26 protein-coding genes and 1 other RNA gene are annotated in these 21,073 nt (G+C 60.3%); 15 read left to right on the forward strand and 12 right to left on the reverse strand.

Annotated elements, in window-relative coordinates; genetic code table 11:
* Positions 1–21: 21 nt before the first annotated feature.
* From Q4577_RS01665 to Q4577_RS01680, 4 genes are all read right to left on the reverse strand, one after another.
* Positions 22–723: a DUF1194 domain-containing protein gene (locus tag Q4577_RS01665; protein WP_244686110.1), complete on the reverse strand. Its 702-nt coding sequence runs from the start codon at positions 721–723 to the stop codon at positions 22–24.
* Positions 724–830: 107 nt separating this feature from the next.
* Positions 831–1,259 carry a VOC family protein gene (locus Q4577_RS01670; protein WP_303466845.1) on the reverse strand — a complete coding sequence of 143 codons (429 nt, stop codon included), beginning with the start codon at positions 1,257–1,259 and terminating at the stop codon, positions 831–833.
* Positions 1,260–1,327: 68 nt separating this feature from the next.
* The gene (locus Q4577_RS01675) at positions 1,328–2,776 is read right to left on the reverse strand and encodes a surface lipoprotein assembly modifier (protein ID WP_303466844.1); all 1,449 of its coding nucleotides are present in this window, start codon (positions 2,774–2,776) and stop codon (positions 1,328–1,330) included.
* Between the two features lie 5 nt (positions 2,777–2,781).
* Positions 2,782–3,726, reverse strand: coding sequence for a hypothetical protein (locus Q4577_RS01680; protein ID WP_303466843.1), 945 nt, complete (start codon positions 3,724–3,726; stop codon positions 2,782–2,784).
* Positions 3,727–3,922: 196 nt separating this feature from the next.
* On the opposite strand from Q4577_RS01680, the gene thyX reads away from it, so the two are divergent.
* The 3 genes from thyX (at position 3,923) to Q4577_RS01695 (ending at position 6,050) form a co-directional block, all read left to right on the forward strand.
* Positions 3,923–4,828, forward strand: coding sequence for an FAD-dependent thymidylate synthase (gene thyX, locus Q4577_RS01685; protein ID WP_303466842.1), 906 nt, complete (start codon positions 3,923–3,925; stop codon positions 4,826–4,828).
* 458 nt (positions 4,829–5,286) lie between these two features.
* Positions 5,287–5,472: a hypothetical protein gene (locus Q4577_RS01690; protein ID WP_244686123.1), complete on the forward strand. Its 186-nt coding sequence runs from the start codon at positions 5,287–5,289 to the stop codon at positions 5,470–5,472.
* Between the two features lie 320 nt (positions 5,473–5,792).
* Positions 5,793–6,050 carry a hypothetical protein gene (locus tag Q4577_RS01695; RefSeq protein WP_244686125.1) on the forward strand — a complete coding sequence of 86 codons (258 nt, stop codon included), beginning with the start codon at positions 5,793–5,795 and terminating at the stop codon, positions 6,048–6,050.
* A 21-nt stretch (positions 6,051–6,071) separates the two neighbouring features.
* Here Q4577_RS01695 and Q4577_RS01700 read toward each other — a convergent pair whose 3' ends face one another.
* Positions 6,072–6,521 (reverse strand): YHS domain-containing (seleno)protein, encoded by a 450-nt coding sequence (locus Q4577_RS01700; RefSeq protein WP_303466838.1) that lies wholly within the window; start codon positions 6,519–6,521, stop codon positions 6,072–6,074.
* 139 nt (positions 6,522–6,660) lie between these two features.
* Here Q4577_RS01700 and Q4577_RS01705 point away from each other — a divergent pair, with 139 nt between their 5' ends.
* Together Q4577_RS01705 and Q4577_RS01710 are read left to right on the forward strand one after the other, a co-directional pair.
* Entirely contained in the window at positions 6,661–7,011 is a 351-nt protein-coding gene (locus Q4577_RS01705) for a hypothetical protein (RefSeq protein WP_303466836.1), read from the forward strand.
* Positions 7,012–7,056: 45 nt separating this feature from the next.
* Positions 7,057–7,530: a copper chaperone PCu(A)C gene (locus Q4577_RS01710; RefSeq protein WP_303466835.1), complete on the forward strand. Its 474-nt coding sequence runs from the start codon at positions 7,057–7,059 to the stop codon at positions 7,528–7,530.
* Here the strand turns inward: Q4577_RS01710 and Q4577_RS01715 are convergent.
* A complete protein-coding gene (locus Q4577_RS01715) occupies positions 7,527–8,243 on the reverse strand; it encodes an NAD-dependent deacylase (protein WP_303466834.1) in 717 nt (238 codons plus the stop codon). The genes Q4577_RS01710 and Q4577_RS01715 overlap by 4 nt on opposite strands.
* A 49-nt stretch (positions 8,244–8,292) precedes the next feature.
* Between Q4577_RS01715 and Q4577_RS01720 the strand changes: the two genes are divergently transcribed.
* Positions 8,293–8,739, forward strand: coding sequence for a low molecular weight protein-tyrosine-phosphatase (locus Q4577_RS01720; RefSeq protein ID WP_303466833.1), 447 nt, complete (start codon positions 8,293–8,295; stop codon positions 8,737–8,739).
* A 126-nt stretch (positions 8,740–8,865) separates the two neighbouring features.
* On the forward strand, positions 8,866–9,966 hold the full coding sequence (locus Q4577_RS01725) for a DUF1353 domain-containing protein (RefSeq protein WP_303466831.1): 1,101 nt from the start codon (positions 8,866–8,868) through the stop codon (positions 9,964–9,966).
* Between the two features lie 227 nt (positions 9,967–10,193).
* On the opposite strand, the gene lepA is transcribed toward Q4577_RS01725, so the two are convergent.
* A complete protein-coding gene (gene lepA, locus Q4577_RS01730; RefSeq protein ID WP_303466829.1) occupies positions 10,194–11,993 on the reverse strand; it encodes a translation elongation factor 4 in 1,800 nt (599 codons plus the stop codon).
* 274 nt (positions 11,994–12,267) lie between these two features.
* Between lepA and Q4577_RS01735 the strand changes: the two genes are divergently transcribed.
* The gene (locus tag Q4577_RS01735; protein WP_244686138.1) at positions 12,268–12,549 is read left to right on the forward strand and encodes an acylphosphatase; all 282 of its coding nucleotides are present in this window, start codon (positions 12,268–12,270) and stop codon (positions 12,547–12,549) included.
* A 64-nt stretch (positions 12,550–12,613) separates the two neighbouring features.
* Here the strand turns inward: Q4577_RS01735 and Q4577_RS01740 are convergent, their stop codons facing one another.
* On the reverse strand, positions 12,614–13,072 hold the full coding sequence (locus Q4577_RS01740; protein WP_244686140.1) for an Lrp/AsnC family transcriptional regulator: 459 nt from the start codon (positions 13,070–13,072) through the stop codon (positions 12,614–12,616).
* A gap of 119 nt (positions 13,073–13,191) precedes the next feature.
* On the opposite strand from Q4577_RS01740, the gene Q4577_RS01745 reads away from it, so the two are divergent.
* Complete coding sequence (locus Q4577_RS01745; protein ID WP_303466825.1) at positions 13,192–14,238, forward strand: Glu/Leu/Phe/Val dehydrogenase dimerization domain-containing protein; 1,047 nt, start codon at positions 13,192–13,194, stop codon at positions 14,236–14,238.
* A gap of 98 nt (positions 14,239–14,336) precedes the next feature.
* Here the strand turns inward: Q4577_RS01745 and Q4577_RS01750 are convergent, their stop codons facing one another.
* Entirely contained in the window at positions 14,337–15,029 is a 693-nt protein-coding gene (locus tag Q4577_RS01750; RefSeq protein ID WP_303466823.1) for a metal-dependent hydrolase, read from the reverse strand.
* Between the two features lie 315 nt (positions 15,030–15,344).
* On the opposite strand from Q4577_RS01750, the gene gatC reads away from it, so the two are divergent.
* The 6 genes from gatC (at position 15,345) to rpmG (ending at position 19,274) form a co-directional block, all read left to right on the forward strand.
* Positions 15,345–15,632, forward strand: a complete 288-nt coding sequence (gene gatC, locus Q4577_RS01755) for an Asp-tRNA(Asn)/Glu-tRNA(Gln) amidotransferase subunit GatC (protein ID WP_244686146.1) — start codon at positions 15,345–15,347, stop codon at positions 15,630–15,632.
* A complete protein-coding gene (gene gatA / locus Q4577_RS01760) occupies positions 15,632–17,119 on the forward strand; it encodes an Asp-tRNA(Asn)/Glu-tRNA(Gln) amidotransferase subunit GatA (protein ID WP_303466820.1) in 1,488 nt (495 codons plus the stop codon). The genes gatC and gatA overlap by 1 nt, the downstream gene beginning before the upstream one ends.
* Positions 17,120–17,154: 35 nt before the next feature.
* The gene (locus Q4577_RS01765) at positions 17,155–17,847 is read left to right on the forward strand and encodes a hypothetical protein (RefSeq protein WP_303466819.1); all 693 of its coding nucleotides are present in this window, start codon (positions 17,155–17,157) and stop codon (positions 17,845–17,847) included.
* Between the two features lie 75 nt (positions 17,848–17,922).
* A complete protein-coding gene (locus tag Q4577_RS01770) occupies positions 17,923–18,570 on the forward strand; it encodes an N-acetylmuramoyl-L-alanine amidase (RefSeq protein WP_303467463.1) in 648 nt (215 codons plus the stop codon).
* 12 nt (positions 18,571–18,582) lie between these two features.
* Positions 18,583–18,977: RNase P RNA component class A (gene rnpB, locus Q4577_RS01775), an RNA gene on the forward strand.
* Between the two features lie 129 nt (positions 18,978–19,106).
* Entirely contained in the window at positions 19,107–19,274 is a 168-nt protein-coding gene (gene rpmG, locus Q4577_RS01780) for a 50S ribosomal protein L33 (protein WP_244686152.1), read from the forward strand.
* A gap of 93 nt (positions 19,275–19,367) precedes the next feature.
* On the opposite strand, the gene Q4577_RS01785 is transcribed toward rpmG, so the two are convergent.
* The 3 genes from Q4577_RS01785 to Q4577_RS01795 all read right to left on the reverse strand — a co-directional run bounded on the left by Q4577_RS01785 (position 19,368) and on the right by Q4577_RS01795 (position 20,952).
* Positions 19,368–19,760 (reverse strand): hypothetical protein, encoded by a 393-nt coding sequence (locus Q4577_RS01785; protein WP_303466818.1) that lies wholly within the window; start codon positions 19,758–19,760, stop codon positions 19,368–19,370.
* Positions 19,761–19,854: 94 nt separating this feature from the next.
* Complete coding sequence (locus Q4577_RS01790) at positions 19,855–20,595, reverse strand: Bax inhibitor-1/YccA family protein (RefSeq protein ID WP_303466816.1); 741 nt, start codon at positions 20,593–20,595, stop codon at positions 19,855–19,857.
* Between the two features lie 159 nt (positions 20,596–20,754).
* A complete protein-coding gene (locus Q4577_RS01795) occupies positions 20,755–20,952 on the reverse strand; it encodes a DUF1127 domain-containing protein (protein ID WP_303466814.1) in 198 nt (65 codons plus the stop codon).
* Between the last annotated feature and the right edge of the window lie 121 nt (positions 20,953–21,073).

Consider the following 21,073-nt stretch of genomic DNA (forward strand, 5'->3'; position numbering starts at 1 on the left):
GGACAGGCCCTGGGCGGCCAATCAAGGGTGGCGTTGTGGCAGTGATCCGATCACCAGGGCACGGGTTTCGCGGTACAGCTTGCGGATCATCGCGGCCTGAAACTCTTCGTAACCGGAGGCACGTTCGAGAAAGGCCAGCGGTCCATGCAGGACCTCTTGTTGGTAATAGGGGACAACACGGGGGTCGTCGCCGGTGACGGTCAAGCCATTAACGGTCACCCCGGCAAAGGCAGGTTGACGATAGACCATTTGTGGGCGCGGACCCTGATTGGTGATGCCATCCCCCGACACATCGACCACCTGGCGCGCACAGATCGGCGCGCGTTGCAAAAGCCGGGCGGTAAAGTTCAAGGCATCGCCAATGGCCGTAGGCTCACCCGTAAAAGAGCGGGGCAGGGTCAGCATCCGGTCGGCCACCGCCGCCAGATCAGCCCGGTTGGTGAGCAGGGTCCAGTCCTGGAGGATGTTTTGCTGGTGGCGGCCGCTCCATTCGAAAATGGTCAAGGCGACCGGCCCCCCGCCGTCCAGCATCGCATGGGCCACATCCGGGTCGGTCAGGGCGGCGGCCAGCCCGCGGCGTTGCAAGCTATGTTCGCTTGCATCCACCGAGGAAGACACATCCACCGCAAGCACCAGAGCAAGACGACAATCCTGTTCCGATGCTGCGGCGGTCCCGGCCAGGGCCAGCCATAGCGGCAGCCACCGGGGCAGCCGCCAGGGCAACCACAGTGCCGGGGCGCGCCTTGGTGCCAGGCACCGAAATGCCCGGACCAACATTGCCGATGGCCAGTGTCGTGCCGGTGGCCAGTGTCTTGCCTGTGGTCTGTTCCTTACCAATGACCGGTGTTTTCCATGCTGGCCCAGGGTTCCTGCGGTGGCAGGCTGTCACCTTCTTGCAGCAATTCGATCGACACATTGTCGGGCGAACGGACAAAGGCCATATGGCCATCGCGCGGCGGGCGATTGATGGTCACACCTGCATCCATAAGCGTCTGGCACAGCTCATAGATGTTGTCGCAACGATAGGCGAGATGCCCGAAGTGGCGGCCATCGCTGGGCAGGCCTTCGTCGCCATCCCAATTGTATGTCAGTTCAACAGGGCATTCCTCTTGTCCCGGTGCCGCCATGAAAATCAACGAAAACCGGGCGTTTTCATTGTCGATGCGACGGGTTTCCTGCAAGCCCAGCAATTCGTAGAACGCCATGGATTTTTCCAGATCCTTGACCCGGACCATTGTGTGCAAATACCGCAGTGCCATATTGGCCTCCTCTATGTGTATGAGGCGGACACTAGGGGGCGGGGCAGGGATGTCCAGATGTGATCCGCCTAGAAACTGGAACGAATGCCGATGGACAACGACAGCTCGTCTGTCTCGAACCGGCTGACATTGGACTGGGTTTTTTCCGACGCCAATGTGACCACCGGGGTGAACCCCATATAGGTCATTTGATCGACCTTCAGGTTGATCCGGGCGGTTTGTCGGGTGTCATTGCGCCCGCCTTCCACCGGGAAGGACAGGATGCTGTAATCGGGGTAATGGGTTTCACTGATCCCGGCGGATACCGACAAGGAGACCGGGCCAATTGGTTTGGCGCGCCGATAAGAGACTTCGACACCACGCGCCAGAGATCGCGATTGCGGGTTCTTGGATTGTGCGGCCGTGTGCGACAGAGACAACGCCAGATGATCGCCATTGCCAAGCGCATGGCCCAGCGTCAGCTTGCCGCCAAAGGTTTCGACATCGGGCAGATCCTGGGCATCCTCAAAGCGGCGTTGGTAATAGCCGTTCACGGACAGGCTGGTGGTGGCGGACAGCCCGACATGATAGCCGATCCTGGCGCCGCCGACGTTATAGGACCGTTCCCCGCCGTTCCAGGCCTGACCAAGGGTTGCGCCAAGGCTGATCGTGCCGGATTTCTGCGGAAGATTGTGAAAATGCAGCAGGCCAACCTCGCCGTAGGTCGAGCCAAAGTCGCTGTTTTCGGCATCGGGGGCGTCGTCGCGCGCCTCGCGGCTGAGCCAGACACGTTTGATCTGGCCCCCCGCCGTCAGCCGGGTTTGCGTGGTTGTCGTTTCGTGCAAACGATAGCTTAGCTGGCCGCCAAACGTGCCCACCAAACCAGACAGGGCCAGCGATGACGGCGGCAGGATGCCAACCACCGGCAGACCGTCCACCACGTTGAACCGATCGGCGGCGCCGTTGTTCACATTGGAAGAGGGCGAAAGCGCCCCCGACAGTTGAAAGTTCAGCTGCGCCCGGTTGCGCACCGTGCGAAATTCCTGCGCCGATCTTTGGCGGGTGACTTCGTCAGGGGCGCTTTGATGCGCGCGCCGCATCCAGACCTGGGCGGGCAGAAACCGGTCCTGGCGGGCGTTGGCAAGGGCCGCAACGCGCGCCGCTTCGTGTTTCTGTCGCGGGCTGCCGGCGGTTTGATACGCCTTGCGCGCCGCCAATCGGGCCTGATCGGGATTTCCGCCGCGCAACAGGACGGTGGCCATGGCCATGTGACCAAAGCTGTCTTCCGGGTCGGCCTCAAGTATCGCAAGCGCAAGGTGAAGCGCCTGATCCAGCTGGTTCCGTTCAATGGCGTGAACCGTGCGAAACTGGAGCTGTGTTTGGGTCAATTGCATCGTTGGCGCAGAAGGCGCCGACGCAGGTGCGTCAGCGGCGCGCGAACCGGCCGCCAATGTACCAGTCGCCAGCTTGCCAGTTTCCGGCCAAGCCGGAACACTGGCAAACAGACAGCCGACCAACGTGATGCACAGCCGTTTCATGGCGGTCAGTTTGGTGCAACCTGGTCACAGACCCCGGAATCGCCATCCATCCCACATTGTGTCAGGACAAAAACACCCACCTCCTGGCCATCATAAAGCGTGACGGCACCAGCGACATAGGGGGCGCCGTCACCGACAAAAATGCCCTCATAGCTGCCAACTGTGTTGGTGTCTTCAACGGCTTCGCCGCCAAAGGCCCCATTCGCCCCGATGGTGCTGACGTGCAGGTCGATGTCTTCCATGTCGATGGTTTTGCCATTGGCCGGATTGATCAGTTCACGATCATAAATCGTCCCACCCACAGCGTTGTCAGAGAAGTTGGCGTTGATGAACACCGTGCCGGACACGCGATAGGGCTCTCCGGGGAGCAGGGCCGGATCGGTGCCGTTATCCGGTGCAATCAAGCCCGCGCCGTCGGTCGAGGACAATCCAGGCCCGGACAGGCCGCCATAAGCCCCGGCATAAGACACCTGACCTTCGCCGGGACCGGGCCCGATTGCAGGGGCGGAAAAGACACCGTTGCCTTGATAAAATGTGCCGGTGGAAAATTGGCCGAACTGGCCCCCGTCGCTGACCGCGGTGGCAAAAGCCGATTGGTCGGCACTTTGTGCTGACATTGCGACAAACATCCGGTCAAGCGCGTCTTCCTGTGCCGAATAGGCCATGAACCCGGGCACGTCCAGATCCTCGTTCCGGGTGAATTCATTGGCAAGAGGCGTCCCGTCCAGCGCATAGACCCGGACCGAAATCGTGTCGCCGCCCGGTGCGGTTGCAGATGTGACGTTGTTGGAACTGGCGTCGACTACGGACACCAGTTCGCTGTCACGTGTCGCCGGTGTTGCGGCCTCGCCCTCTTCTGGATCATCCTGATAGGGATTGTCCTTGCCGGTGGTGCCTGTGCACGCCGCAAGGGATGCCGCTGCGATGAGCGGAAGAAAATAACGTTTCATGAAACTGCCCCGGTTCTTGCCCGATTATTTTGTCCACAAGCTCTGATTTGAACTGGAAAAAGTCAATGATAAAAGCGGCATGAAAGAGAAACCTCATGTAGTGCGGCGCAAAAGGCATACCTTATATACGCTTTAAGTTTGCCCGCCGTACCAGATATAGTGAGGGTCTGATTCATCTTGTAGAAAGGATTCGCCCATGTCCGTCACGCCCGAACAGGCCGCCGAAATCAACGCTCTTCGGGCTGAAACCCATAGCACCCTGCGCGCCACCGCGCCGGGGATCGAGGCGCATCTCTACAAGGCCATTCCGGTGCTGGATCACGGATTTGTCCGCGTCATTGACTATATGGGCGACGATGCCGCGATCTGTCAGGCGGCGCGTGTGAGCTATGGCAAGGGCACCAAATCGGTGACCAATGACGAGGGTCTGATCCGCTATCTCATGCGGCACTGGCATTCGACACCGTTTGAGATGTGCGAAATCAAGCTGCATGTGAAACTGCCGGTGTTTGTCGCCCGCCAGTGGATTCGTCACCGGACCGCCAACGTCAACGAATACTCTGCCCGTTATTCGATCCTGGACCGGGAATTCTATATCCCCGAACGTGATGCGCTGAATGCGCAATCCGTGGTCAACAATCAGGGCCGGGGCGAGGCGCTGACCGGGGAAGAAGCTGACCGCGTGCTGCGCTATCTGCGGGATGATGCGATGCGGGCCTATGACCATTACGAGGAAATGATTTCCAACGAAGGCCAACAGGGTCTGGCGCGGGAATTGGCGCGGATGAACCTGCCGGCGAATATCTATACCCAATGGTATTGGAAGGTGGATCTGCACAACCTGCTGCATTTCCTGCGGCTGCGGGCCGACGCCCATGCGCAATATGAAATCCGGGTCTATGCCGATGCGGTGTGCAAAATGGTGGCCGATTGGGTGCCATTTGCGTTCAAAGCCTTCGAAGATTACCGCATGGGCGGCGCAACCCTGTCGTCGTCTGCGCTCGACTGTGTGCGCCGGATGATCAAGGGCGAAGAGGTCACGCAGGAAACATCCGGCATGTCCAAAGGCGAATGGCGCGAGTTTCAGGGCGTGTTGGGCTGACACGCTGCGCGATGTGATGGCCGGGCGGGGCAATGACCTGACACAGGACAAATGCCGCCGCCCTGCCGCCAGCAAATTTCCGTAAAAATAGGTTTAAGTTGGCACGACTTCCCGCGGTTCTGGTTGGACATGCCAGAGCAGTTTTGCACCGAAAAGGCATTTGGAATTGCGGCCAGACCAAACGCCCCGAAATGCGCGCCCGTTAATGCCAAGCCGGTTTTTGTTCGGTTTTCCGCCGCAAAAGGCAGGATTTTGGGCATCGGCGGGCCAGTTCGGGCGTGCACCGGCGGCTGGCGCGTGCGTAGCGCAAAGCCTGCGTTCGGGGGCAATTTCCCGCCGGCAAGGTTACGCGCATTCCGCCGTATGGGATCGGCGACAATCCACACAGCTTAAAATTGCATTTGCATTCTTCGCCAATAAGTAGAGTGTAGTGTTCAGCGTGATACGGTGAATCTATGATGTTGGCATTTGTAATATTCGGGGCTTTGGCCGGGGTCGGGGCGGCTTTTGTATCCTTGGGGCTGGGGATGTCCTTTGCCCTGGCATTCTGGATTTATGTTGCCGTTTCATTGGCTTGCATGGTGGTTATCCCGGTATCGGCCCGGATCGTGGCGCGGGATATCCTGCATCTTGGCGCCTTTTAAACAAGGTAAACGTGCTTTTCCTGCGGCGGCGCATTGCGCAACGCCGACCTGTGGCCGTTTGTTGTCCTGATTTCCCTGAACGACAGCCGGGCCTTTGATCGCAGAGCTGGGCTTTAAGGTTAATGTCGCCCTCCGCTTTGGTTTGCCCCATGGCGGCTTGGGATACATTGTGCATCACTTGTCTATACATTTATCTGGCCTGATGTCGTAAATCTGTTACATTGAGGGCAACGCGGCCCCATTGATCAAACAGAGGGAGGACAGCTGTGCGCCCGAATTCTCAGACCTGTGCATGGGGCCTGGCATTGGCGATCGCGCCCATGTTTGCGCCCCTGCCGCTTGTGGCGTCGTCCCCGATTGCCGAGGTCATTTGCGAACCCACAAAACAGATGCACAGCCGGTTGGAACAGCGGTTGATGTCACAGCGGCGCGGCACCGGAATGCGCGGGCCTGACCAGATCATGGAGCTCTGGGAGGCACCGCAAACCGGCGATTGGACCCTGGTGCTGACCTATGCCACCGGCAACTCTTGTATTGTTGCCATGGGCGAAGATCTTGACATGGTCAGCCCGGGCTAGGGCCCTGATCCTGGGCCGCGATCAGCCCAGAATTTTCGGCCAATTGGCATTGGCTTTGGCAATGTTACCGGGAATATCCTGACGCCAAAGCTCCTGGGCGCGCAATGACGCGTTGAGGTACAACCGCCCTTCGTAAACGGTCCAGGCCTCTGGGATTGTTGGCGCAAGGTAACCCTGCGACGCCGCATAGGCACAATAGCCACCAAACTTTGGCGCAAACCGTTCTGGATCGCCCTCAAAGGCGGTCATTGTCGCCTTGCTGTCAAAATGCCATTCCGCCCCATGCCACACGACGCGATGGCTATTGCCGGTGGTGTCGGCCTTGGCGGCCTTGAAATAGGCCACGGGATCGGCGCCATTGATGGCAACGCCGTTGGTCTGAAACACCATCGGTTCCCCCGCGAGGGCAAGGCGTGGCACCAGTGGCAGCGCCACAAGGGACGCCAATACGGCGCGTCTGTTCATGCTCATTTCGGTACTCCCCAAATCATCTGCCCCCAAGATGCCCCCGATCCGGTTTCGGCAAAACCCCGCTCGCCAAGGTGTGAAGCCGCGTGACCCATTGACACGGACCCTTGGCCCCGAAATCTGAATCGCGTAAATGCCCCCTATGCAACGGTTTTTACGCCCTTTTACCGGCCTGTTTCTTGCCCTGATCCTGGGGTTCACTGCCCAGTCGATGGCAGTGGCGCGGGGCATGTCACAGCCGGTAGATGAAATAATTCTCTGCACCGGCAATGGCCCGGTGATGATGGCGGTGGACGAAAACGGCAATCCGACCGGGCCTGCGCATATCTGTCCAGAGTTCACGTTGTCGGTGTTTCAGGTCGGTGCGGCCATCACTGCGCCGCTGCCCCGGCGATATTGGGTGCGTATCAATCTGGTTGTATCAGGTGCTGTCGACAGGGCGGGCCATTCAGCCCCCCAGCCGCAGGCGCGGGGCCCCCCGGCGCGGGTTTGACCCTTCGATCCGTCTGAAAAGAAAACCTGATGACTGGAGTCTGATATGACCCTGACCCGTAAATTCGCGGCGCTTGCCGCTTCTGCAATCTGTACCGTCACCCTGACCACAGCGGCGCTGGCCGATGGCATCGTGATCGACGACGCCTATGCCCGCGCGTCAAACACCCGCGCCGGCGCGGCCTTTATGATGATCCACAATCAGGGCACGGTTGATGACCGGCTTGTGTCTGTCAGCTCTGATGCGGCGGCACGGGTGGAACTGCACACCCACAAGGAAATCGGGGATGGCGTGTTCAAAATGATGGAAGTCGAAGACGGCTTTGCCATTCCGGCCGGGGGCATGCATGGGCTGGCGCGGGGCGGCGACCATGTGATGTTCATGGGGCTGACCGCGCCGTTTGAACAGGGCGCTGTTGTGTCGGTCACGCTGACCTTTGAACAGGCCGGCGATGTGGTGGTGGACATTCCGGTGGATCTGGAGCGTCAACCGGCCAAGGACGCCCACGCCGGCCATTAAGCCAGAGCGCCATATCCCAGAACCGAGGCCACCCAGCGCGGGACGGTCTCGGTTGCGGGGCCGGAATGGCAGTGATTGAACAGATGCGACACGGCGGTTGGTTCAAGGCTGAGTTCCACGGTTTCCGCGCCGACATTGCGGGCCTCTTCGACAAAGGATGCCGCCGGATAAACCTGACCGGATGTGCCAATGGCGGCAAAGAGATCGCACCCCGCCAGATGATCGCCGATTTCGGCCATATGATGCGGGAATTCGCCAAACCACACCACATCCGGGCGCGCCGCCGGTTGGCTGCAATCAGGACAGGGGGTGTCGGGCGTCATCACGATCGGGGCAGGCCAGCGGAGCCCACATGCGCCGCATAGCGCCCCGGCCAATTTGCCATGCATTTGCAGGATGTTCTGCGATCCTGCGCGGTGATGCAGATCATCGACGTTTTGCGTGACCAGCACCACCTCACCGGGAAACTCCGCCTCTAATCGCGCCAATGCATGATGTGCCGCATTGGGTGATGCTGCGGCGGCCTGGGCGCGGCGGGCATTGTAAAAGCTGTGCACAAGGCCGGGGTCGCGTGCAAACCCTTCTGGGGTCGCGACGTCCTCTATTGCGTGTTGCGCCCAAAGCCCCTGTGCGTCGCGAAAGGTGCCCAGCCCGCTTTCCGCCGAGATACCGGCACCGGTGAGAATGACAATCTTTTGTCTGATGTTGCGCATGTGACCTCTGGAAACTAGACCTTGGTCAGATTGCCAAAGGGGCCCTGTTATGACCAGCCGTATCCTGTTTGTCTGTCTTGGAAATATTTGCCGGTCGCCCGCCGCCGAGGCCGTGGTGCGGGCCGAAAGCGGCAATCGCGATCTGGTTCTGGACAGCGCGGGCACCGGGGCCTGGCATCTGGGCGAGGCGCCCTATCCACCGATGATACGGGCGGCGGCCGCGCGGGGATATGACCTGAGCGGGCTGCGGGCGCGTCAGCTCACCGTTGAGGATTTTCATCAGTTTGATCTGATCCTTGCCATGGACCGTGACAATCTGGCCAATATTCGCGCGCTGCGGGCAGAGGCAAAAGCGGGGGCGGCGACGGTGCGGTTGTTCACGGAATTTCACGATGGGGCCGTCAGGGACGTGCCAGATCCCTATTTCACCGGTGATTTCGAAGCTGTGCTTGATCTGATCGAAAGCTGCTCCACCGGGCTGTTGCGCGATCTGTGACCTGAAGGGATCAGCCTTGCGGGCATCCGGTCAGCAGGGTTGCAATGTTGCGGGGCAATGGCAAGATCGCGAAATTGGAGAATCGGCTGTTTCCGCGTCGGCGTTTTGTTGCAGAGGACTGTTAAAGTGTTGAAATACATTTCTGGTGCGGCGTGTGCGCTGCTGATCTTGGCGGGCTGTGATACGCCACAAACCCGCACCGGGACCACCCCGCATCAGACCGCGAACCAGACCATGGACGGGCCGGAATGTGGCGGGCCGGGCACGCCGGAATGCCGTTTCTTTGATGGTCCGTTTCTTCTGGCCGACACCTCGGTCCGTTTGCCGACGCGCGAGGTTGAATTCTTTCCACTGGCGCGCCCTTTGGGTTTTGTCGATGGCGGCGCGTCGAATTGGCGGGCTGAGCCGGGGACGCTGACGGATGGCGCGTCGATCCCGCCGATTTTTGTCAATATGATCGGCGATCCGCGCAGCCGGCAATTTGCCCAGGCGGCGGCGATGCATGATGCCTATTGCGGCATTGGCAACGATGCGCTGCCGACCTATCACAGCCGCGATTGGCGCGAGACTCATCGCATGTTCTATGACGGATTGCGGGTCGGCGGCACGGCGGAAATCCGGGCCAAGGTGATGTACGCCGCCGTGTACCTCGGCGGGCCACGCTGGGGCGACACGGGGCGCGATCTGAGCGCGGGGGGCGTTGTGAAACACGCCGCGACGCTGGGATTTGCGCAAGAGGGTGGCGCACTGGCTGACCCGCGCATGGAACGTGCGCTGCGGGACAATCTGCAACCGCTCAGCGGGTCTGTGCCCGACGCCGAATTTGCCTTTGCCCAATCGCCATTTGGCACCAGCTTTGACGCCTATGAACGCGACCTGAGCGGGGTTCCGGTGTCGCTCATGCGGGCGCAACTGCGTGCGGCGGCCGATTATATCCAGACCACCAAACCGACCCCGACCCTGGATCAGATCGAGGCCTTTATCGAACGCCGCGAGGCCCGGATGCTGGCGCGCCTTGTCGGGCCGCAGGGCAATGATGACGCGGGCGAAGAGCCGTCAAAATCCTATGAGCCTGGTGAAGAGGTCGATGAACCCGTGCTAGAGCCGGTCGACCCGGAATACCCGGATTATCCAGTGACCACCGAAGACCCGACAGATGTGTCTGTCGACATTCCCGCAACCCCGGGCGGCCAGGACATTGGTTGTACGGCGGGCGCTTGTGAATAGGCTTTGATGATCGGTCAGGGCGGAAAATTGCCCTGACCAGATATGCCTTTGACCGGAAGAGCTCTGACCGGAAAATACCTGTGTAAGCGGCTACATGACGGCATCTGGCGGGGCTGATCGCTGTCGCCCCGCTCATATCGTTCAGTCATGTCGCCCGGTCTGCTGCCGGCTCCTGACGGATTTGTCCCGTTTCCGCCAAGATCCGGTTTCCCGAAAAATGGCCGGGGTTAACCGTCCATTTTCAGGGCGCTGATAAAGGCCTCTTGCGGGATGTCGACCTTGCCGAACTGGCGCATCTTCTTCTTGCCGGCCTTCTGCTTTTCCAGCAGCTTTTTCTTGCGCGTGGCGTCGCCGCCGTAACATTTCGCTGTCACGTCCTTGCGCAGCGCCGACAGGGTTTCGCGTGCGATGACCTTGCCGCCGATGGCCGCCTGAATCGGGATCTTGAACATGTGACGCGGGATCAGATCTTTGAGCTTTTCGCACATCGCCCGGCCCCGCATTTCGGCCCGGTCACGGTGCACCATGGTCGACAGCGCATCCACCGGCTCGTCATTCACCAGCACCTGCATCTTGACCAGATTGTCCTCGCGGTACTCGGTCATCTGATAGTCGAACGAGGCATAGCCCTTGGTCACCGATTTCAGCCGGTCGTAGAAGTCAAACACCACTTCGTTCAACGGCAGGTCATAGACCACCATCGCGCGTGACCCGGCATAGGTCAGATCCATCTGAATGCCGCGCCGATCCTGACAGAGCTTCAACACGTCACCCAGGTATTCGTCGGGCACCAGGATCGTCGCCTTGATGCGCGGTTCCTTCAGGTGATCAATTGTCGACGGATCGGGCATGTCGGCGGGATTGTGCAATTCCACCATTTCACCGTCTTTGGTGAAAATCTGATAAATCACGCTCGGCGCGGTGGTGATCAGATCAATATCATATTCGCGCTCGATCCGGTCGCGGATCACCTCAAGGTGCAAAAGCCCGAGGAAGCCGCAGCGAAAGCCAAAGCCAAGCGCGGCAGAGGTTTCCATCTCATAGCTGAAGGAGGCGTCGTTCAGCGCCAGTTTCTCGATCGCGTCGCGCAGGTCTTCGAATTCGGCCGAATCCACAGGGAACAGGCCACAGAAAACCACCGGCTGCGACGGCGCAAAGCCGGGCAGGGGCGTATCGGTGCCCTTCTTCTCGTGGGTGATGGTATCGCCGACCTTGGTGTCGCGCACCTGTTTGATCGAGGCGGTGATAAAGCCGATCTCGCCGGGGCCAAGCTCGTCTATCACGGTCATTGCCGGGCGGAACACGCCGATGCGGTCAACGCCGTATTTCGCGCCGGTCTGCATCATTTTGATATTGTCGCCCTTTTTCAGGACGCCATCCATGATCCGCACCAGAACCACAACACCGAGGTAGGCATCATACCAGCTGTCGACCAGCATCGCCTTGAGCGGTGCCTCGCGGTCGCCGGTGGGCGCGGGCAAACGGTGCACAATCGCCTCAAGCGTTTCGGCAATGCCGATGCCGGTCTTGGCCGACACCTGAACCGCCTCTGACGCATCAATGCCAATCACGTCTTCGATCTGTTCCGCCACCCGGTCGCAATCGGCTGCGGGCAGGTCGATCTTGTTCAGCACCGGCACAATCTCATGATCGGCGTCCAGCGCGTGATAGACATTGGCCAGCGTCTGCGCCTCGACCCCTTGGGTGCTGTCCACAACCAACAGCGATCCTTCGACCGCACGCATCGACCGCGACACTTCATAGGCGAAATCCACGTGGCCGGGCGTGTCGATCAGGTTCAACACATAGGCTTCGCCATTCTGGGCGACATAATCAATGCGCACGGTTTGCGCCTTGATCGTGATGCCGCGCTCGCGCTCGATGTCCATCGAATCAAGCAACTGGGCCTTCATGTCCCGTTCGGCCACCGTATTGGTGGATTGGATCAGCCGGTCGGCAAGGGTGGATTTCCCGTGGTCGATATGGGCGACGATCGAGAAATTACGGATATGAGCGAGATCTGTCATGGATTGGGATATGATGTGAAATCGCGGGGCCGTCAATTGACTCTGTGCGGCGCAGGCGGGCTGGCCGAGGTTTTTGCAGCCCTGTTGCTGTCCCGGGGTCGGACTTGGGGCCATTTTCGGCAAAAGCCGGCTGGTTTCGCCCCGACATGGGCGCGCGCCTGGCCCCCGGCCAGATGAAAAATGTGGTTAGATCCCGCCGCTGTCTTGTCGACGGTTCCCCGAAACCGCAATTCATGGCAGACTTCATTTGGAAACCGACCGGGAGGGCGCGCAGATGACACAGGAAGTTGCCCGACACGCCAGAGTGATGGGCCGGGTGCAGGGCGTGGCCTATCGCGCCTGGACGCAAAATCAGGCGCAGTCGCTGGGGCTGCGGGGGTGGGTGCATAACAACCCCGATGGCTCTGTTTCAGCGTTTTTGATTGGCACGCCAGAGGCGGTGGACACAATGCTGGATCTGATGTGGGCCGGGCCGGGGGCCGCTGCGGTGCGTGACGTCACCATCGAAGAGGTTGCTGTGATCCCGGACCTGTCCGGGTTTGTCATCGACGGCTAGGGGGCCAAGGGCCGCAATGCACCGCGAAGTTCGGGCAAGAACGGGTAAGATCGAGCGGGATGGATCAATGGCACAGCGGCAAATCGTTGCGCCGGATCATGGTGCGCAGGGCAAAACTGGATCGCATGTTTCGGATGCCTTTGACCTGCATCAACCCGTCTTCCAGAAAGCGGTCAAACGCCGTCAGATCCCGGGCCACCACCCGGATCAGGATATCGCGCGTGCCGGTCATCAGATAGCATTCCATCACCTCGTCAAATCGGCAGAGCGCGGTTTCAAACGCTTTTACCGCGTCGCGGTTCTGGTGTTCCAGCTCGACAAAAATGAAGGCGTTTAACGGCAGGCCCAGCTTTTCCTGATCCACCCGCGCGGAATAGCCGGTGATGACCCCGTCACTTTCCAACCGCGCAATCCGGCGCGCCAGCGGCGTGGCCGACAGGCCAACTTTTTCCGACAGATCAGCGAGCCGCTGACGCCCGTCACGTTGCAGCGCCTGCACAATTTTGGCGTCGATGCTGTCCATTCTCCAAGTACCCCTGTTGTTTTGGAGTTTTTTACCAAGTTTCGCCTGTCAGGCAATGAAGATTGGCAAGATGTCGCGTGGGTTCCGCAATAATTTGGGGCCAACACAAGGAGGTTTTCATGCTCACACGGATCGATTGCACCACGCACCAAGAGGTTTATCGCGTCAGCGACCGCGACAGCGGGCTGGAGGGCGTGATTGCCATTCATTCGACCCTGTCCGGGCCTGCCGCCGGTGGTTTGCGGATGCGGACATATGATGGCTTTGATGCGGCATTGGCCGATGTCCTCGCCCTGTCGCGCGGCATGACCTATAAAAACGCCGCCGCCGGATTGCCGCTGGGTGGCGGCAAGGCCGTGATCCTGGGCGATCCACGGACCGAGAAAACCGAAGCCAAACTGCGCGCGATGGGCCGCGCGGTGGCCGAGCTTGATGGCCGTTACTGGACCGCCGAGGACATGGGGATGTCGCCGGATGACCTCAAGGTGCTGGCCCAGGAGGCCGATTTTGTTGCGGGTCTGGCGGAGGGTGACTTCGCCAGCGGCGATCCGTCACCGATCACCGCACGCGGTGTGTTCAATGCGATGAAAATCGGCGCAGAACGTCAGTTCGGCAGCGCCGATCTGGGCGGCAAACGCGTCGCGGTGCAGGGGCTGGGCCATGTCGGTTGGTCTCTGTGTGAATATCTGCACAAAGCCGGGGCCCGGTTGAGTGTCGCGGACCCGGTCGCGGCGCGGGTCGCCGATGCGGTGGCCCAATTCGGCGCCGAAGCGGCAGATCCCGCGACGATCCATGCGGTCGAGGCGGATATCTTTGCCCCTTGCGCAATTGGTGGCACATTGAATGCGGATACCGTGCCCGCGATCAAGGCTGCAATGATCTGTGGCGCGGCCAACAACCAATTGGCCGATATGGCGATTGGCGATCTGCTGGAGGCGCGCGGCATTCTCTATTTGCCGGATTATGTCGCCAATGGCGGTGGTATCATCAATGTTGCGACTGAAATCCTGAAAATCGCCGACCGCGAGACCTTTGTGGCTGAGCGTTTGGCGCAATTGGAGCGCAGCATGTCCGGCATCCTTTTGGCGGCGGCGCAAAAGGGCGTGAGCCCGGCCCGTGTGGCCGATGATACTGTGGATCAGGTGATGATGCGCAAGGCGGGCTGATCCGCCCCCACTATCGACAGCCCAAGAGGCACAGCCCAGGAGGCGCCGCAGTAAATGCGGCGCGGTGGCTGTGCCGTGGCGGCGGGGATCGACGCGATTTACAGCTCGATCGGGCGCAAGACCTCGGGTTCGATGACATTCACCCCCGGCAGAGCGTCGACCAGCGACCGGGCCGATTGCTCTAGCAGGGGAAAGGTCCGGTAGTGGCAGGGGATCAGGGTCTTGAAGTTGAAGTATCGTTTGGCGGCATAGGCGGCCCCGGCCATGTCCATGGTGAAATGCCCGCCGGCCGACAGGATGCCGATGTCGGGTTTGTGGTAATCCCCCATCCAATCCATATCGGCCATGATGGTGGTGTCGCCGGACAGGTAGATGGTTTTCCCCTCTGCCGTGATCATGTAGCCCACTTCGCTGCCTGCCGCCTTTGGGCCGGCATCAGACCCGAAGGTCGATGAATGCGAGGCGGGCACCATGGTGACCTTGACCCCGGCCAGATCCACGGTGCCGCCCTTGTTGAAGCCGATGGTGTCGATGTTTTCGTGCTCTGCCCAATATTGCATCACATCGTATTGCCCGACTGTGGGGATCTTCAACTCTCGTGCCAGGGGCAGAACGTCGGCCACGTGATCAAAATGGCAATGGGTCAAGAGGATATGCGTCGCACCCTTGGTGGCGGCGGCATGTTGGTGTTCCGCCAGCATTGGATTGCCGGTGAGCCAGGGGTCGATCAGGATGATTGCGTCGCCGGTTTCCAGACGAAACGAGCTGTGTCCAAGCCAGATGAGGTGCATGTGATGTCTCCTGATTGTGCTGTGGTGACCCTAGCATGATTGCGGGACTGGTCCAGATTGCGCGGATCGGAGCGAGGGGCCAGCCCCTCGCGCTCCCCGGGATATTTGTGAACAGAAGAAGAGCCGACCTGGGGCATGTCGCTTTGGCCTGGCGGTCATGTGCTGTTTGGTCAATTTGCGGGTATTTTCGATTGTATCTGCTGAATGCGGTGGTTGCGGGCTGGATGATTGCGGTTTCGCACCGGCATGTGGTTGCAGGGGGCGGGGCAGAACGGTAAAGCCGATGCCAGACCTCAAATGATTGGGAGTGGCCCGATGTCAATCGACCAAGGCACCGCCGCCAAAGTGGCAAAACTGGCCCGTATCCGTGTGGATGCGGAGGATCTTCCGGCGCTGGCGCAGGAATTCAACGATATTCTTGGCTTTATTGAACAGCTGAACGAAGTCGATGTCGAGGGGGTGGAACCGATGGTGTCGGTCACGCCTATGCGGTTGAAGCGCCGGGTCGATGTGGTGACCGATGGGGGGCAACAGGACAAGGTCCTGAAAAATGCGCCGGATGCGCGTGAAGGATTTTTTGCGGTTCCGAAGGTGGTTGAATAATGGCTGATCTGAATGGGATGAAAATCGCCGCAGCGCGGGATGCGATGCGCAAGGGCGATGTGACCAGCGTGGAATTGACCGAAGCTTGTCTGGCTGCGATTGACGGTGCTGATGCGCTGAACGCGGTTGTGCACAAGACGCCGGAGATCGCGTTGGAGCAGGCCCGTGCGGCGGATGCGCGGATCAAGGCCGGGGATGCGCCCGACATGTGCGGCATTCCGTTGGGGATCAAGGATCTGTTCTGCACCAAGGGTGTGGCCAGCCAGGCGGCGTCCAACATCCTTGATGGGTTCAAGCCGGAATATGAAAGCACCGTGACCCGGCAATTGTTCGAATCCGGCGCGGTGATGTTGGGCAAGTTGAACATGGACGAATTCGCCATGGGCTCTTCGAACGAAAGCTCGGCCTATGGCAATGCGGTCAACCCGTGGCGGCGTGCGGATGATGATACGGCGCTGACGCCGGGCGGTTCGTCCGGTGGATCGGCCAGTGCCGTTGCTGCGGATCTTTGTCTGGCGGCGACCGGCACCGACACTGGTGGGTCGATCCGCCAGCCCGCGGCTTTTACCGGGATCACCGGTATCAAGCCGACCTATGGCCGCTGTTCGCGTTGGGGCATTGTGGCCTATGCCAGTTCGCTGGATCAGGCCGGGCCGATGACCAAGGATGTGCGCGACGCCGCAATCATGCTGGGGGCCATGTCCGGGCATGACCCGATGGATTCGACCAGCGCGGATCTGGCGGTGCCGGATTTCGAGGCGATGCTGACCGGCGATGTTCGGGGCAAGAAGATCGGTATCCCGCGTGAATACCATATGGACGGCATGCCGGACGAGATCGAGGCGCTTTGGGCCGAGGGGCGCAAGATGCTGGCAGATGCCGGGGCCGAGGTTGTCGATATCTCTTTGCCGCACACGAAATACGCCTTGCCGGCCTATTATGTGATTGCTCCGGCTGAGGCGTCTTCGAACCTGGCGCGTTATGACGGGGTGCGCTTTGGCCGCCGTGCGACATTGGCCCAAGGCGATGGCATCACCGAGATGTATGAAAAGACCCGCGCCGAAGGTTTCGGGCCAGAGGTGCAGCGCCGGATCATGGTTGGCACCTATGTGCTGTCGGCGGGTTTCTATGACGCCTATTACAACCGTGCCCGCAAGGTGCGCACCCTGATCAAGAAGGATTTCGAGGACGTCTTTGCCACGGGCGTTGATGCGATCCTTGCGCCAACAACGCCAAGCGCGGCGTTTGGCCTGGGCGAGATGGCGTCGACCGATCCGGTGCAGATGTATCTGAACGATGTGTTCACCATCACGCTCAATCTGGCCGGTCTGCCCGGTATTTCGGTGCCTGTGGGCACCAACGCCCAAGGCTTGCCGCTGGGCTTGCAGTTGATTGGGCGGCCTTGGGAAGAGGGTGATTTGCTGAATTGCGCTTATGCGCTGGAACAGGCGGCGGGATTTGTTTCCAAGCCGGCGAAATGGTGGTAAACCACGCTTAAAGAGCAGGTATGAGGCCAAAGCATATGCGAATTTTCCTGGCGAGTGTCGCCCTAGGGGCCTTGGCGGCCTGTGCGCCGCAGGTGCCGGACAGTGGCGCCGGTGTGGGCTTCGACCGTGTTGATGCGGAACGCACCGCGCGGCTTGAGCGTAATGCCCGTCTTGAAGGCGCGCCGCCGGTGCAAACCTCAGAGCTGCAATCCACGCAACAGGGCGATGGGGCCGCGATCGAACGCGCCGCTGCGGCAGAGGCGCAGGCGGCAAATTCCGGCGTTGCGCCACTTGACGCCAGCCCGGAAAACCCCGCGCCGCAGGCGGTGACCAATGGCGCGGGAATCAGCCGCGAGCAGGATTTCCAGGCGGTCTCTGGCGAACGTGATATTCAGGGCGATGCTGCCCGGTTGCGTCAGGCGCAGGCGCAATATCAGGTGATTGAACCGACGGCCCTGCCGACGCGACAGGGTGGCCAGCCCAATATCGTCGGCTATGCCCTGCAGACCAACAACCCGGTCGGGACGGCGGTCTACAAACGGTCGTCGTTGAATTCGCAGGCCAAGCATCAGCGCAATTGCGCAAGCTTTGCCAGCCCCGATCTGGCGCAGGAAGATTTCCTGTCCAATGGCGGGCCACAGCGGGATCGCAAGGCGCTTGATCCTGATGGGGATGGTTTTGCCTGTGCCTGGGATCCGACACCTTTCCGTCGCGCTGCTGGCGGCTGATCCTTGCGGGACGCGGGCGCGTTATGGCATCCGTCGCCCAATTGCGGCGCGCGGCGGCTGGGCGCGCGGCCAGACATGGTGGTGCTGCATTACACCGCCATGACCACCACGGTGGCGGCACGTGACTGGCTGTGTAATCCCGTGGCCGAGGTTTCGGCGCATTATCTGATTTCCACCACAGGTGAGCTGATCCAAATGGTTGGCGAGGACCAGCGGGCCTGGCATGCCGGCGCCGGGTCATGGGGTGGCGTCACGGACGTCAATTCCCGCTCGATCGGGATCGAGATCACCAACAGCGGCACCCAGCCGTATTCAGAGCCTCAGATGGCCTGTCTGGAGGCGTTGTTGCCACGGATCATGGCGCGGTGGGATATTGCCCCACAGCGGGTGATCGGCCATTCCGACATGGCACCGGGGCGCAAGATCGACCCCGGCCGACGGTTCGATTGGCGGCGGTTGGCGCGGATGGGGCTTTCGATTTGGCCAGAGACCGGGCTGGCGGACGTGGCGCGACGGGATGAGGCGACGGTCACTGCCGCGCGGTTCCGCGCGCTGGCGGTGTTGTTTGGCTATGGGCCTGCGGTGGATGACGCTACATTGCTTGACGCTTTTCGGGCACGGTTTCGCCCGGCGGTCACGGGCCCCCTGGACAGGTGCGACATTGCGCTGCTCGCGGACCTGTCAACGCGGTTTCCCGTTGACCGGGCCGCACACAACCCGTAAGTGCGCCCTTGCGCGGAAGGCTGGATGGCCGCGGGGGTCGCAAGACCCGCGAGGAAAGTCCGGACTCCCTGAGACAACGGTGCCGGGTAACGCCCGGGCGGGGTAACCCGACGGAGAGCGCCACAGAAAACAAACTGCCCCTGCCTGCAGGGGTCAAGGTGAAACGGTGGGGTAAGAGCCCACCGGGGGGCTGGCAACAGCGCCCGCAAGGCAAGCCCCACCGGGAGCAATGCCAAATAGGGGCCTCGCGCGCGACTGATCCTTTCGGGGATATCGACGCAGGGATGTTTCAGCCCGAGAGGTCCGGGTTGGCAGCTAGAGGCGCATGGGCAATCATGCGTCAAGAGGAATGGTCATCCACGGCGTTCGCGCCGAGACAGAATCCGGCTTACAGGCCTTCCGCGCAATAATGGCCTTCTCCGGCCAGAACCTGATGAAAACCGCTTGACTCGGGGGCGTAGACGAGTAGAACCCGACCTTCATAGAGATATACGAGTGCGCGACGGCATTGGCCCGCGCCACGCAGGAGATGAAAAATGGCGAAGCCGACCACAATCAAGATCCGCCTGAATTCGACCGCGGGCACTGGCCACTTTTACGTGGCCAAGAAAAATGCGCGCACCATGACCGAGAAAATGGTTCAGCGTAAGTATGACCCGGTTGTGCGGAAACATGTTGAATACAAAGAAGGCAAGATCAAGTAAGCGATCTTCCCCTTCTAGACGGCAAAACGCCGCGCGGCCCCAAGCCTGCGCGGCGTTTTTTCGTGTGTGGGTCTTTTTCTGTGCAGGGCGGTCTCAGATGTCTTGATCATGATAGGGCAGCTCTGTAAGCGGCACGTTGATGTGATCCGGGGCAGGTGTCTTTGGAAACCGCCGCGCCAGTATATATGTGTTCTGCGCCAGCAGAGCTTTGACCGCGCGATGCATGCCATCCATCAATCGCCCCTCAGCACAGAGCAGAATTGGATAGGCGAGGTCGCACGCCCTGACCAGCGTCATATGCTGCACAAAGGATCGTGGCGTTGGCACATTGGCAGGGTCGTCGTACCACCAGTTTTCATCAAGCTCTGCGATTTCGGTGAGCGGCAGTCTGATCACCTCCAGAGGCTCTGGCGCGCGCACGAGACGATGCACGTCCCAGATATGCATGTCCGGCCCGACCTTGCGGGCATGGTATTGTGTGCGCATCTGTGGCTCCGATGGCGGGTGGTTGTTGGAACGCAAAAGGGCCGGTCATATGACCGGCCCAATGCGTGATACTGTCTGTTGTTGTGCGGTCCGCTTATTCGCGATTGCCGAACAGCTGCAGCAGGAACATGAACATGTTGATAAAGTCGAGATAGAGGTTCAATGCCCCCATGATCGCGGCTTTGCCCAACCATTCGCTGTCGCCGTGGTGGGCGTGCTCAAGGTAGGTGTTCTTGATCTTCTGGGTGTCATAGGCGGTCAGACCGGCAAAGATCAGCACACCCAGGATCGAAATCGCGAACATGATCGCGGGCGAACCCAGGAAGATGTTGATGATCGACGCAACCAAGAGACCAATCACACCCATGATCAGGAAGGAGCCCCAACCAGAAATGTCTTTCTTGGTGGTGTAGCCATAGAGGCTGAGACCGGCAAAGGCGATCGAGGTGACCAGGAAGACCTGAGCAATCGAGAAGCCGGTGAAGGCCACGAAGATCCAGCTGAGCGACAGGCCCATCACCGCCGCAAAGGCATAGAAGAACAGTTGCGCGCCGGCGGCGGACAGTTTGTTGATCGCCGCGCCAAAGGCAAACACCATACCGAGGGGCGCAAACATGATGATCCAGCCCAGGATGTTGGGTTGCAATGTCGCGGGGTCACGGAACACCGACAACAGCGCCGGGTTAGAGCCAACGGCCCAGGCGACTGCAAAGGTGATCAACATGCCTACCGACATTGTGCCGTAGACTTTGTTCATGTGGGCGCGCAGGCCCGCATCAATCTGGGCGGCGCCGGCGGCAGCCGCTGTCGACCGGATTGTGTTAAAGTTAGCCATCGAGTTCCTCCGAAAAAGAGCTGGGGCCAAGCACATGCTGGCCGTCCCCTCAGATATTGGCTGAACCACCTGAGTTTTCAAGATATCAACGGTCGTCTTGGCGGTGTTTTCGGAGGAAATCGGTGTCAATTGACATCAAATCGCGGATTCGCGCGCGTTTCAATGCGTCGGCAGATCCCAGATCGGGCGGCGCGCTTCTGCTGCGGCTTGCTGTGTGGTCAATCCAAGGTCGGCAAGCTGCGCTGAATCCAGCCGGGCAAGGGTCTGGCGCTGACGGTAAATTGCCAAAATTTCGGTCAGTCGGGGCAGGGCAGAGCGCCGGGTTGGGTGGCAGGCGATTTCAAGGCTGCGGGACATTGGGTATCTCCTTTGGTTGTGATGCTTTCGCTGTGAAGTATTTTGTTCCTTGATGTGTAGCCCGGCCTGCGTCATATTGAAAACGAATGATTTTGATTTTTAATATCACAAAGGGTGATGT

The sequence above is a fragment of the Marinovum sp. 2_MG-2023 genome (assembly GCF_030548265.1).
Classification (GTDB): Bacteria; Pseudomonadota; Alphaproteobacteria; order Rhodobacterales; family Rhodobacteraceae; genus Marinovum.